Source organism: Acidovorax sp. Root275 (assembly GCF_001428965.1).
Lineage (GTDB): Bacteria > Pseudomonadota > Gammaproteobacteria > Burkholderiales > Burkholderiaceae_C > Acidovorax > Acidovorax radicis.
Map to the genome: position 1 here is coordinate 1 of NZ_LMJH01000007.1, position 12,482 is coordinate 12,482.

Consider the following 12,482-nt stretch of genomic DNA (forward strand, 5'->3'; position numbering starts at 1 on the left):
TTGCGCCGATGATAGTGCGGGTTCCCGTGTGAAAGTAGGTCATCGTCAGGCTCTTACAGCCCAAACCGCCCTTCTACTCGTTCGAGTAGAAGGGCGTTTTGCTTTGTGATTCAAGAATTTTCTTTTTCTGCCCATTGCTATGCAGCTCCAAGATATTTTGTATTCCCAAGGTTTTGGCACTCGCCGTGTCTGCGCAGGGCTGGTTCAGCAGGGCTGGGTGTTTGTGTGTGAGTCGCAATCCGATACGCAGGAATACGTGCCATGTGCTGATGCGACGGCTGAGTTGGAGCCCGAAGGTCTTCAACTGCGCGTTCAGGGTATTGATTGGCCGTATTACTCCAAAGCCTATGTGCTGTTGCATAAGCCGGCAGGCACAGAGTGCTCTCAAAAACCCTCGACCTATCCCAGCATCTACACCTTGCTGCCAGCACCTTTGCGGCAGCGGCCTACAAAAAGTGCGGTGCAAGGGGTGCAGGCGGTGGGGCGGTTGGACCAGGACACCACGGGACTGCTGCTGTTGAGCGACGATGGGCAATTCATCCACCGCATGAGTTCCCCCAAGAAACACGTACCCAAGGTGTACCAGGTCACAACGAAACATCCGGTGGACGAAAAGCAGATATCGAGCTTGCTGGCGGGGGTGGTTTTGGACGACGACCCCAAACCGGTGAAAGCGGCCGCTTGTGAACAGACAGCGAGCCATCAGCTGAATCTCACGCTGACAGAAGGGAAGTACCACCAGGTCAAGCGCATGCTGGCTGCTGTGGGCAATCGTGTGGAAGGCCTGCATCGGTCGCGGATCGGGGCCATGGAGTTGCCCGCCAATCTGCAGCCCGGGGAATGGAAGTGGCTCAGCCACGAGGATTTGAGCTTGCTGACCCAGTCGAGTTGAGGGATTGGGCTAAGCCGTCACCGCACCGAGTGTCGGGGGGCGATACGAGACCACCGCATGCGCCGAAGATGGCAGAAACCTAGATGCTGACTGCTCGATGGGATGGACTGGGCACTCCATCAGGCGATTCGAACCCTGTTGACAGATCGGAATCCGCGCTACGTCAAGGATGTTACGTGTTCTTCCGCTGGGCATTGGCAGGGGCAGAGCTACACTCTTGGGCTCTGTTGAAAGTGGTTCTGTGAAGATTTTCTCGATTGCACGTACGTGCGCTGTCTTGGGTGGGTTGTGGATCTCGATAGGGGGGGCGCTGGCTGCCGCCCCTCCACTGTTTGTGCTGAACTCCCTCGAAGCCAGTGTCAGTGTCATTGACCCGGTGACCTGGACCGAGACGGCCCGCATCCCGACTGGCAAGGAGCCCCACCATCTCTACCTCACGCCTGATGAGAAGTCGATCATTGTGGCCAACGCGCTGGGGGACACTCTGACGTTCCTGGACCCGCGCACCGCAGAGGTTCAACGCACGGTCCGGGGCATTGTGGACCCTTACCATCTGCGGTTTACTCCGGACATGAAGTGGCTCATTACAGCGGCCAATCGCTTGAATCACGTGGATTTCTACCGCTGGGATGGGAAGGAGTTGAACCTCGTCCAGCGGGTGGCTACCTCCCGGACACCCAGCCATTTGTGGATCGACAGCCGCAGCACCACGGTGTATTCCACGATGCAGGACAGCGATGAGCTGGTGGCCATCGATATCGCAACACAGACGATCAAGTGGCGCACCAAAACGGGTGCCATGCCTGCAGACGTATATGGCAGCGCAGACGACAAGCGCCTTTTTGTGGGCCTGACCGGCAGTGACAGCGTCGAGGTGTTTGATGTCTCGGGGCGTGAGCCCTTGAGCATCAAGAAGATCAAGACGGGTAACGGCGCCCACGCCTTTCGTGCAGCGGGTGATGGGCGGCATCTGTATGTCAGTAACCGGGTCGCCAACTCCATCAGCAAGATCGACATGACCACCCAGCAGGTGGTCGAAACTTACCCCGTGCCCGGTGGGCCAGACTGTATGGAAGTGTCGGCCGACGGCCGTTTCATCTACGTAAGCTCCCGCTGGGCGCGCAAGCTTTCTGTAGTGGACACGGAGGCCAAGAAGGTCGTGCGGCAAGTCACGGTGGGCAAGTCCCCCCATGGCGTATGGACGCTGCAGCACGCGCCCCGTTGATGGGCCACGGTGTCGGGGCACCCGCACATTGCCAGGAAAAGGCTTGGCGAGCTCGTTTTGCTATATGTTTTGTAGCTGTTAGCGCTTTTGTATCAAGCGCTAGTGCCCAAAAAGACTGTAACAAGCCCATTTACCTGACGTTCGACACCGGCCACATGGCCGTGGCACCTTTGGTGGCAGACGTTCTGGCGCGCCAGCAAGTCCGTGTGACATTCTTCGCTGCCAACGAGCGTACCCAGGAAGGGGATGGCAGCCTTGGAGAACACTGGGCTTCCTGGTGGCGGGCTCGGGCTGCAGAGGGCCACGAGTTTGCATCGCACACCTGGGATCACACCTACTGGCGAGCCGATCTGGGGACAGCGCAGGCCCCCTCTTTCCGGGTTCGACCTTCGGCCGGACCGCGCGAGGGGCAGGATTTTGTGCTGACAGCGGCCGGGTATTGCAAGGAGATTGCCCGGGCAGCGGATCGGTTGAAGCTCGTGACCGGCAAGACACCCTTGCCCTTGTTTCGCGCCCCGGGTGGCAAGACTTCGCCGCAGTTGCTTGCCAGCGCCCATGCATGTGGGTACACGCATGTGGGGTGGTCACCGGCAGGATTTCTGGGGGATGAATTGCCCAGTGAGAAGGCCAGCAATACGGCGCTGCTGAGCAAGGCTTTGCGGGATGTGCGCAGTGGCGACATCCTGCTTGCACATTTGGGGATCTGGTCGCGCAAGGACCCCTGGGCGCCAGCAGTGCTGGAGCCGCTGATCGCCGGACTCAAGGAGCGAGGATTTTGCTTTCGGACACTGCGAGAGCATCCCGATTACGCGCCTTTGGCAGGCCGTTGACAGGGTTGGCGCAGTACATGGTCGCGAATGCCGCCCGGGGCGCGGGCATGTGTGGTGAGATAGACGGAGCATGATGCAATGGGTTGGCTAGGCAACGGTTTTGATGCGGCTCAGCAGTGGCTTTTTGAAAGCCTGTTGCAGCCAGTGATGTTCACCATGGGGCTGGGCAACCAGCTGGAAAGCGGCTATGAGGCCGCGGGCTGGATTCTTGTGGGCCTGCTGCAATTGGTGGTGATCGCTGCGGTGATCGGTCCTTTGCAGCGCTGGCGGCCGGTGGAGGCCGTGACCGACCGCGCAACGATTCGCACCGATATTCTCTACACGCTGATTCACCGGCTGGGGCTGTTCCGCCTGGGCCTCTTCCTCGCTGTGGACCCATTGACGGACTCTCTCTTCGGTACATTGCGGGTGGCGGGCGTCAGCACCTTCCAGCTGGATGGCCTCTGGCCCGGCTTCACCGACGTGCCTTGGGTCAGTCTGCTGCTGTACCTGGTGGTGTTTGACTTTGTGGACTACTGGATTCACCGTGGGCAGCACCACTTTGAATGGTGGTGGCGCCTGCATTCCTTGCACCATGCGCAGCGCCAGATGACCATGTGGAGCGACAACCGCAACCATCTGCTGGATGACCTGTTGCGCGACACCATCCTGGTGGTGGTGGCGCAGCTCATCGGGGTGGCGCCTGGGCAGTTCATCGCAATTGTGGCCATTACGCAGCTCAGCGAGAGCTTTCAACACGCCAATGTGCGGCTCTGGTTTGGCCACTGGGGCGAGCGGCTGTGGATCAGCCCGCGTTTTCACCGGCTGCACCACAGCGTTGGAATAGGCCACGAAACCGTCAAGCCACTGTCGGGGGAGGCTGCCGCGGCGCAAGGTGCCAAGTACCGCGTGGTCCTGGGGGGACACAACTTTGGCGTATTGCTACCCTGGTGGGACATGCTGATGCGCACTGCCAATTTTGAATTGCGCTTTGATCCCACGGGGGTGCGCGATCAGGTGGAGCCGGGGCCGGACGGGCGGTTGCGGGACTATGGCGGGGGCTTTTGGTCCCAGCAATGGCGGGGGGTGCTGAGGCTGCTGGGCAAGGCTTGAAAGCCCCTCCCCGCAGTCAAGAAGGTATGCTTGCCGGCATGGGACTCTTGCTCGATTCTTTCTGGCGCGCCGCCGCCTATTGCCTGCGGCCCCGCGTGGTGGCCTTGTCCGTCTTGCCGTTGCTGCTGATGGTGGCGCTGGCGTTGGGGCTGGGCTATTTGTACTGGGATGGGGCCGTGCAGGGCATGCGTACGCTGCTGGATGCTTCTTCGCTCCTGGCCAGCTTCTGGAACTGGTTGCAGGGTTGGGGGCTGGGGGATATCACCTCGGTCGTGGCTCCCCTCATGGTGGTTCTGGCCGTGGCGCCCGCGTTGGTGGTGGTCTCGCTGCTGGTGGTGGCGGTGCTCATGACACCTGCACTGGTGGCCCTGGTGGCCGATCGGCGTTTCCCGATGTTGGAGCGCAAGAAGGGTGGGTCGTTCATCGCCAGCGTCGCCTGGTCGGTCAGCTCCACGGTGCTGGCATTGATTGCCCTGGTGGTATCGGTGCCCCTGTGGCTGGTACCGCCGCTGGTGCTCATTCTGCCCCCGTTGATCTGGGGCTGGCTGACCTACCGCGTGATGGCGTTTGATGCGCTGGCCGAGCATGCGAGCAAGGAGGAGCGGCAGGAGCTTTTCCGCCGCCATCGCAGCAGCCTGCTGGGCATTGGCATCCTGACGGGCTATCTGGGGGCTGCTCCCAGCATCGTGTGGGCCTCGGGCGTGGTTTTTGCCGCAGCGTTCTTTGTTCTCGTGCCACTGGCGATCTGGATTTACACCCTGGTTTTTGCCTTTTCGTCGCTGTGGTTCACGCACTATTGTCTGGCGGCACTCGAACGTTTGCGGGCAGAGGGCGACAGCAGGGCTCCCGCTGACGTCCCTACCGTAGCGGCTGTCGAAACAAAGCAGCCGGTGCATGCCACGCAGGCGCTTGTGGCTCCGGCACCAGCTCATCTTCCCGCCCCAGAGTCTCCTGTCAACGGAACCCCTACACCATGACCCCTACCTTCGGCTTGATCATCGTGGGTGATGAAATCCTGTCCGGCAAGCGCGCTGACAAACACATGCCCAAGGTCATCGAACTGCTGTCAGCGCGCGGGCTTTCGCTGGCCTATGCCGACTATGTGGGCGACAACCCGGATCGCATTGCGGCCACCTTGCAGCGCGCCTTCGCTTCGGGCGATGTGGTGTTTTCCTGCGGCGGCATTGGGGCCACGCCGGATGACCACACACGCCAGTGCGCGGCGCGCGCGCTGGGCCGGGAGCTCGTACTGCACACTGAAGCTGAGGCGCTGATCCGTGAACGCATGCAGGACGTCGCGCGGGAGCAGGGTGTGCTGTACGAACCGGACCGCGCTGACAACGTGCACCGGCTCAACATGGGGGTGTTTCCAGCAGGCGCCCGCATCATTCCCAACCCCTACAACAAGATCCCCGGCTTCAGCTGCAATGGGGAGGGCGGTGGAACGGTGCATTTCGTGCCCGGCTTCCCCGTCATGGCCTGGCCCATGATCGAAGGGGTGCTGGACCACCACTACGCGGCGTTTTTCAATCGCACACCGCAGACCGAGCAGTCGGTGGTGGTCTATGGGGCGATGGAGGCGGCTTTGACACCCCTCATGGAGCACATCGAAAAAACGCACCCCGAGGTCCGGGTGTTCAGTTTGCCCAGCGTGGATCATCCACAATACGGGCGGCACATCGAACTGGGCGTCAAAGGTCCTGCTTCCCTGGTTCCGGCCGCATGGCTGGATCTGAAAAACGGACTGCACGAATTTGGTGCGAACTGTGGCCCTGAATTGGTGCGCAACTTGTGATGCCTGGTCTCAATGGGCGGATTGCACTGTATTGGTGCAATCCGATGGATGCCCCATCGGCTCGCAGTCCGTAGTGCTCCTTCATAGTGCGGCGGCTGCACCCGGCTGGCACGCAAACTGCTTTTATTTCGGCAAATTCCTTTTTTCAACAAGCGCTTTATCCAGGAGAACCTGATGGCCAAGACCGTTGCAGACGTGATGAAGATGGTGAAGGAGAACGAAGTCAAGTTCGTTGACTTCCGTTTCACCGATACCCGTGGCAAGGAACAGCACGTGACCGTGCCAGTTTCCCACTTCGACGAAGACAAGTTCACGTCCGGCCATGCATTTGATGGTTCCTCGGTAGCCGGCTGGAAGGGCATCGAAGCCTCGGACATGCAACTCATGCCCGACCCCAGCACCGCCAACATCGACCCCTTCTTTGAAGAAACCACGCTGTTCCTGCAGTGCGACGTGATCGAACCCGGTGACGGCAAGGCCTACGACCGCGATCCACGCTCCATCGCCAAGCGCGCTGAAGCCTACCTGAAGGCCTCCGGCCTGGGCGACACCGCGTTCTTCGGCCCAGAGCCAGAATTCTTCATCTTCGACGGCGTGCGTTGGTCCAACGAACCTGGCAAGGTCATGTTCGAGATCGAAGAGTACGAAGCCCCCTGGAACTCGGGTGCCAAGCTCGAAGGCGGCAACCGCGGCCACCGTCCCACCGTCAAGGGCGGCTACTTCCCCGTGCCTCCCGTCGACAGCACGCAAGACATGCGCGCTGAAATGTCCCTGATCCTCGAATCCCTGGGCATTCCGGTCGAAGTGTTCCACCATGAGGTGGCCGGCGCTGGTCAGAACGAAATCGGCACGCGTTTCAGCACGCTGGTCGAGCGCGCCGACTGGACGCAGGTCCTGAAGTACGTGGTCTGGAACGTGGCCAACGCCTACGGCAAGACTGCCACTTTCATGCCCAAGCCTTACGCTGGCGACAACGGCTCCGGCATGCACGTGCACCAGTCCATCTGGAAGGACGGCAAGAACCTGTTCGCAGGCGACGGCTATGCCGGCCTGTCGGACTTCGCGCTGTACTACATCGGCGGCATCATCAAGCATGCACGTGCCCTGAACGCCATCACCAACCCAGGTACGAACTCGTACAAGCGCCTGGTGCCCGGTTTCGAAGCCCCTGTGAAGCTGGCCTACTCGGCCCGCAACCGCTCGGCCTCGATCCGTATTCCGTATGTGGCCAACCCCAAGGGCCGCCGCATCGAAGCGCGTTTCCCCGATCCATCGGCCAACCCCTACCTGTGCTTCTCAGCCCTGATGATGGCCGGCCTGGATGGTGTGGAAAACAAGATCCATCCGGGCGAAGCCGCCACGAAGGACCTGTACCATCTGCCACCCGAAGAAGACAAGCTGGTGCCTACCGTGTGCCACAGCCTGGACCAAGCGCTGGACTATCTGGACAAGGACCGTGGTTTCCTTACCAAGGGTGGCGTCTTTACCGACTCCATGCTGGATGCCTACATCGAGCTCAAGATGGGCGAAGTCACGCGTTTCCGCATGGCTCCTCACCCTGTCGAGTACGACATGTACTACTCCCTGTAATTGCCTGCCAGAAGGCAATTACTCTCCAAAAGGCGGCCCAGGCCGCCTTTTTTATTGCGCACAAGGACCTGGGGCTTTTGAAACGGAACCAGTGGCTGGGCCGTTGCATCCTTGTACAAAGGCCCAGCCGGGGCCGCTGGTGTTGGATTGGCGATGCGTGGCGATTGGGGGATACTCCCCCGAACCCCTGCATGGCAGTGCGAGGAAACCGAATGAAGAAAACGCTCATCACCCTGTTACTGATCGCCGCGACGGCTCCCGCCGCGTGGGCGCAAGACCGCATCTACCGCTGTGGCAATGAATACACCAACAATGCCCAGCAGGCCAAGGAGCGCGGCTGCAAGCTGGTAGAGGGGGGCAATGTCACCGTGGTCCAGGGCACCCGGCCCGCAGGCGCCCCTGCGGCAGCCCCTGCAGCGGGGGCGGGTACAGCGTCCCCGGCGTCGCCACCGTCTGCGCCCCGCGTCAACAACAACGACCAAAAGGCCCGCGATGCCGATGCCCGGGCCATTCTCGAATCCGAGTTGCGCAAGGCCGAGGCACGCCATGCCGAGTTGGTGAAGGAATACAACGGCGGCGCGCCTGAGCGCAATGCGCTGGATCTGCGCAACCCCCAGCGCTACATGGAACGTACGGCAGAACTCAAGGCCAGCGTGGCACGCAGCGAGAGTGATATCGCAGGCATCAAGCGCGAAATCGCCCGTCTTCCGGCCAACTGACCCCCCTTTTTTACTAGCCTGGCACGCTTGTGAGTTCCTCGCCCTTTACTGAAGCCCCGACCTCCGACACGGGGCGCTTTCATTCGCTGGACCTCATGTCCACTCTGGTGGCGGTGTTGCGCGCCGATGGCGCAGTGCAATTCGCCAATGCGGCGCTGGAGAATGCGCTGGGCCTGTCGCGCCGGACCCTGGAGGGCGTGGACTTCTCCACCTTCTTCACCGACCCCGCCTTGCTGCAGACGGCACTCGCCGGTGCCCGGGGCAAGGACTTTGCGGCCTTGCGGTATGAAGCAAGCCTCAAGCGCCAGCACCAGGACCCGGTGCCCGTGCATGTGAGCGTGGCCGACGCCGAGCAGGTTGGCGAAATCCTGGTGGAGCTGTGGCCACTGGAGCAGCAGGCCCGCCAGGACCGTGAAGAGCGCTTGCTGGACCAGGCACAGGCCAACAAGGAGCTGATCCGCAACCTGGCCCATGAGATCAAGAACCCGCTGGGCGGGATTCGCGGCGCTGCACAGCTGCTCGAGATGGAACTCGAAAGCCGCGAACTGACGGAATACACCCAGGTCATCATCCACGAGGCCGACCGCCTGCAAAGCCTCGTGGACCGGTTGCTGGCGCCGCACCGCCACCCGCACCTCGTGGGCGACGTCAATATCCATGAGGTGTGCGAGCGGGTGCGGTCCCTGGTGCTGGTCGAATACCCGCAGGGCCTCAAGGTGCTGCGCGACTACGACACCTCGATCCCCGAGTTCCGGGGTGACCGTGCCCAGCTCATCCAGGCGCTGTTGAACATCGTGCAGAACGCGGCCCAGGCGCTGACCGAGCGCATTGCTGAGGGGGCGGCGACGATCACACTGCGCACCCGCGTGGCCCGACAAGTAACGTTTGGTCGCCAGCGCTATCGGCTGGCACTGGAATTGCATGTCATCGACAACGGACCGGGCGTGCCCGACGCGATCAAGGAGCGTATTTTTTACCCTCTGGTGTCGGGTCGGGATGGCGGGTCAGGGCTGGGGCTCACGTTGGCACAAACCTTCGTGCAGCGCCATCATGGGTTGATCGAATGCGACAGCGTACCGGGTCGCACCGACTTCCGCATCCTGATTCCCTTGCCCTAGAACCTGTTCAATATCTTTTTGGAGGTCGCATTGGAGTGCAATCGGGATGAGTGGATGCTTCGAATGCGCCGCATGGGCTCAAGCCCATGCAAGCAGTCGAGGCTTCCAATCGCCCGATTGCACTCCAACCCTTCGGGCAAGTGCCTTGCCGGGCGGTCTGCGGCGTTGCGGAGTTTGCCGATAGCACGGGCTATCGGCGGCGCACCGCGCCTAGCATTCCATCCCGGCAAAGCACTTGTGCGACTCCAAAAAGATATTGAACAGGTTCTTGGCAGCGCACGATGGTCCCTGACACGCAACCACAGGGAAGGTAAGAAAAACATATGAAGCCGATCTGGATAGTAGATGACGACCCCTCGATCCGCTTCGTCCTCGAAAAGGCCCTGGCCCGCGAGAACCTGCCCACGCGCAGCTTCACGCACCCCCGCGAAGTGCTCGATGCGCTGGCCGACATCACCCCCGGCGACCCTGCGCGGCAGGGCCCCCAGGTCCTGGTGAGCGACATTCGCATGCCTGGCGGTTCGGGCCTGCAACTGCTGGAGAAAGTCCGCGAACTGCAGCCCGGCCTGCCCGTCATCATCATGACGGCGTACTCCGACCTGGACAGCGCCGTGTCGGCCTTCCAGCGGGGCGCCTTTGAATACCTGCCCAAGCCCTTCGACCTGCCCAAGGCGGTGGAGTTGATCCGCCGCGCGGTGGAAGAAAGCCAGCGCGAGGAAGTGACCGAAGAGCGCCAGGCGGAAGCCCCGGAAATGCTGGGCCAGGCGCCTGCCATGCAGGATGTTTTCCGCGCCATCGGCCGGCTGAGCCAAAGCCAGGTCACGGTGCTCATCACCGGCGAATCGGGCTCGGGCAAGGAACTGGTGGCGCGTGCGCTGCACAAGCATTCGCCGGTCGCCGATGGGCCCTTTGTCGCCATCAACACCGCAGCCATCCCCAAGGATCTGCTGGAATCCGAACTCTTCGGCCACGAGCGCGGCGCCTTCACCGGTGCGCAGACGCAGCGGCGCGGCCGCTTCGAGCAGGCCGAGGGCGGCACGCTGTTCCTCGATGAAATCGGCGACATGCCGTTCGACCTGCAGACGCGCCTGCTGCGCGTGCTGTCTGACGGCCAGTTCTACCGTGTGGGTGGCCATGCGGCCGTGAAGGCCCATGTGCGCGTGATCGCCGCCACCCACCAGGACCTGGAAAAACGCGTGAAGGAGGGTGGGTTCCGCGAGGACTTGTTCCACCGCCTCAACGTCATCCGCCTGCGGCTGCCCGCGCTGCGCGAGCGGCATGAAGACGTGCCCGTGCTCACGCGCCACTTCCTGCAGCAAAGCGCGCGGCAGCTCGGCGTGGAGCCCAAGCGCATTGCCGATTCGGCCATCGCACGGCTGGAGCAGTTCGCGTTTCCGGGCAATGTGCGCCAGCTGGAGAATATCTGCCACTGGCTCACGGTGATGGCGCCCGCCCAGGTCATCTCGCTGCAGGACCTGCCGCCCGAGGTGCTGGAAGCGCCCCTTTACCAGCCTGCACCGCGACCCGGCAGCGAGCCGGCTGCTGCGGCGGTCGCCGTGCAGGCCGCTCCTGCCCCGGTGCCTGCACCGCCCGTGGAAATGGTCGGGGGGCTGCAACCAGCCTTTGCCACCGCGCAGCCACCGGTGGGCGGCGTGCCTGCCCCTGGAGCTGCGCCACACTGGCCCTCCGCCGAGGTTCCTGTGGCTGCGGGAATGGGTGCTGCCGTTGGCCCCGCTGCTACCTGGGAGCAGGCGCTGGAGACCGAGGCGCAGAAGCTGCTGGCGGGTGGGCAGCCCGAGGTGTGGGATGCCCTCACGCGGCGGTTCGAGTCGCGCCTGATCCGCACGGCGCTCACCGCCACGCACGGGCGCCGTATGGAAGCCGCGCAGCGCCTGGGCATTGGCCGCAACACCATCACACGCAAGATCCAGGAACTGGGGCTGGATGCCCCCGATGAAGCCTGAAATGGCACCTGGCGCTTGGTGGTAAAGCGCTAGCAGCTATTAAATTTGTAGTTTTCGGGTGCGACTGCTCTGGTGGATGCGGGGCAGGCCGATCTCCCGATGTCCTACAAGCAGGCCCTCCATGGGCCGACCCAGCCCTCCGGAAGTGACTTCAACAATGAAGGCACTGTCAACCAACCGGAGAGCTTCTATGTCGGATTTCAACGATGCCAACCGTGACCCTTTGACCAACGAACCGGGTTCCCATCCCGTCGGCACCGGGGTGGGTGCTGCCCTGGGTGGCGCGGCTGCGGGTGCCGCTGCGGGAGCCTTCGGCGGCCCGGTCGGCGCAGCCATTGGCGGCGTGGCTGGTGCTGTCGCCGGGGGCTTGGCGGGCAAGGCTGCCGCCGAGGCGGTCAACCCCACCGAGGAAGATGCCTACTGGCGCGAAAGTTTCCACCGCGAGCCCTACTACGTGGGTGGCCGCACCTATGAACAATACCGCCCCGCCTACGAGCTGGGCTGGTCTTCGGTGAGCCGCTACGAAGGCGACTTCGAGGCGGTGGAACCCCGCCTTGCCGATGACTGGCGTGCGCGCCATTCGGATGGCCTGGCCTGGACGGATGCCCGCCCCGCAGCCCGCGCTGCGTGGGAACGGGTAGCACGCTCCAGCCTGAACGACGACCGCCCCATGGATATCGTGGACAACGAAGACGTGGTCGATGTGCTCAACGACCTGCTGGAGTCGTCCCGCGATGGCGAATACGGCTTCACCGCCTGCGCCGAGCACGCAGATTCTGCGCAACTCAAGGGCGTATTCCAGCGCCATGCGCGTGAATGTGCGGCTGCTGCCGTGGAACTGGAGCACGAGGTCCGCCGCCTGGGTGGAGAACCCGCGTCGGGTGGCACCGTGGCGGGCGCGCTGCACCGCGGCTGGGTGTCGGTGAAGTCCGCCCTGTCTGTGCACGACGACAAGGCCGTGCTGCAGGAATGCGAACGCGGCGAGGACGCTGCCGTGGCCCGCTACCGCAAGGCCCTGAAGGCCACCCTGCCGCTGGATGTGCGGGCCCTGGTGGAGCGCCAATCCCAGGGCGCGCAGCGCAACCACGATGAAGTACGTGGCCTGCGCGACACTTTCGCCAACAGCTGATCGGGCACGGCTTGCGCGCTGGGGTTCCGTTCAGGAGCTCGCGGCGTGTCGCAAGTCGTAGGTCACAGGTCATAGGGATTTCTGGGCGCAGCTTGCTTGCGCGGCGATTCCCCAAAAACAAAAGGCTG

Annotated in this window: 11 protein-coding genes; all 11 read left to right on the forward strand. The window is 62.7% G+C overall.

Features of this window, described 5'->3' with window-relative positions; translation table 11 throughout:
• Window positions 1-139: 139 nt before the first annotated feature.
• The 11 genes from ASE52_RS09395 (at window position 140) to ASE52_RS09445 (ending at window position 12,354) form a co-directional block, all read left to right on the forward strand.
• Complete coding sequence (locus ASE52_RS09395) at window positions 140-892, forward strand: 16S rRNA pseudouridine(516) synthase (protein ID WP_057225643.1); 753 nt, start codon at window positions 140-142, stop codon at window positions 890-892.
• Between the two features lie 241 nt (window positions 893-1,133).
• Window positions 1,134-2,117: a beta-propeller fold lactonase family protein gene (locus tag ASE52_RS09400; RefSeq protein ID WP_057225644.1), complete on the forward strand. Its 984-nt coding sequence runs from the start codon at window positions 1,134-1,136 to the stop codon at window positions 2,115-2,117.
• Entirely contained in the window at window positions 2,117-2,947 is an 831-nt protein-coding gene (locus ASE52_RS09405; protein ID WP_057225829.1) for a polysaccharide deacetylase family protein, read from the forward strand. Before ASE52_RS09400 ends, ASE52_RS09405 begins: the two co-directional genes overlap by 1 nt.
• 78 nt (window positions 2,948-3,025) lie before the next feature.
• Entirely contained in the window at window positions 3,026-4,039 is a 1,014-nt protein-coding gene (locus ASE52_RS09410; RefSeq protein ID WP_057225645.1) for a sterol desaturase family protein, read from the forward strand.
• A gap of 38 nt (window positions 4,040-4,077) precedes the next feature.
• Window positions 4,078-5,016, forward strand: a complete 939-nt coding sequence (locus tag ASE52_RS09415; protein WP_241776969.1) for an EI24 domain-containing protein — start codon at window positions 4,078-4,080, stop codon at window positions 5,014-5,016.
• Window positions 5,013-5,834, forward strand: coding sequence for a molybdopterin-binding protein (locus tag ASE52_RS09420; protein WP_057225656.1), 822 nt, complete (start codon window positions 5,013-5,015; stop codon window positions 5,832-5,834). Before ASE52_RS09415 ends, ASE52_RS09420 begins: the two co-directional genes overlap by 4 nt.
• Window positions 5,835-6,008: 174 nt before the next feature.
• The gene (gene glnA / locus ASE52_RS09425; protein ID WP_057225658.1) at window positions 6,009-7,424 is read left to right on the forward strand and encodes a type I glutamate--ammonia ligase; all 1,416 of its coding nucleotides are present in this window, start codon (window positions 6,009-6,011) and stop codon (window positions 7,422-7,424) included.
• A gap of 212 nt (window positions 7,425-7,636) precedes the next feature.
• Window positions 7,637-8,143: a hypothetical protein gene (locus tag ASE52_RS09430; RefSeq protein WP_057225660.1), complete on the forward strand. Its 507-nt coding sequence runs from the start codon at window positions 7,637-7,639 to the stop codon at window positions 8,141-8,143.
• Between the two features lie 95 nt (window positions 8,144-8,238).
• Complete coding sequence (gene glnL / locus ASE52_RS09435) at window positions 8,239-9,261, forward strand: nitrogen regulation protein NR(II) (RefSeq protein WP_057225662.1); 1,023 nt, start codon at window positions 8,239-8,241, stop codon at window positions 9,259-9,261.
• A 323-nt stretch (window positions 9,262-9,584) separates the two neighbouring features.
• Window positions 9,585-11,225, forward strand: a complete 1,641-nt coding sequence (gene ntrC, locus ASE52_RS09440; protein WP_057225663.1) for a nitrogen regulation protein NR(I) — start codon at window positions 9,585-9,587, stop codon at window positions 11,223-11,225.
• Window positions 11,226-11,415: 190 nt separating this feature from the next.
• Window positions 11,416-12,354, forward strand: a complete 939-nt coding sequence (locus ASE52_RS09445; RefSeq protein ID WP_057225665.1) for a PA2169 family four-helix-bundle protein — start codon at window positions 11,416-11,418, stop codon at window positions 12,352-12,354.
• Window positions 12,355-12,482: the final 128 nt, after the last annotated feature.

Coding starts and splice junctions, on each gene's coding strand:
- ASE52_RS09395 (WP_057225643.1), top strand. CDS start 140: ATGCAGCTCCAAGATATTTTGTATTCCCAAGGTTTTGGCACTCGCCGT.
- ASE52_RS09405 (WP_057225829.1), top strand. CDS start 2,117: ATGGGCCACGGTGTCGGGGCACCCGCACATTGCCAGGAAAAGGCTTGG.
- ASE52_RS09410 (WP_057225645.1), top strand. CDS start 3,026: ATGGGTTGGCTAGGCAACGGTTTTGATGCGGCTCAGCAGTGGCTTTTT.
- ASE52_RS09415 (WP_241776969.1), top strand. CDS start 4,078: ATGGGACTCTTGCTCGATTCTTTCTGGCGCGCCGCCGCCTATTGCCTG.
- ASE52_RS09420 (WP_057225656.1), top strand. CDS start 5,013: ATGACCCCTACCTTCGGCTTGATCATCGTGGGTGATGAAATCCTGTCC.
- glnA (WP_057225658.1), top strand. CDS start 6,009: ATGGCCAAGACCGTTGCAGACGTGATGAAGATGGTGAAGGAGAACGAA.
- ASE52_RS09430 (WP_057225660.1), top strand. CDS start 7,637: ATGAAGAAAACGCTCATCACCCTGTTACTGATCGCCGCGACGGCTCCC.
- glnL (WP_057225662.1), top strand. CDS start 8,239: ATGTCCACTCTGGTGGCGGTGTTGCGCGCCGATGGCGCAGTGCAATTC.
- ntrC (WP_057225663.1), top strand. CDS start 9,585: ATGAAGCCGATCTGGATAGTAGATGACGACCCCTCGATCCGCTTCGTC.
- ASE52_RS09445 (WP_057225665.1), top strand. CDS start 11,416: ATGTCGGATTTCAACGATGCCAACCGTGACCCTTTGACCAACGAACCG.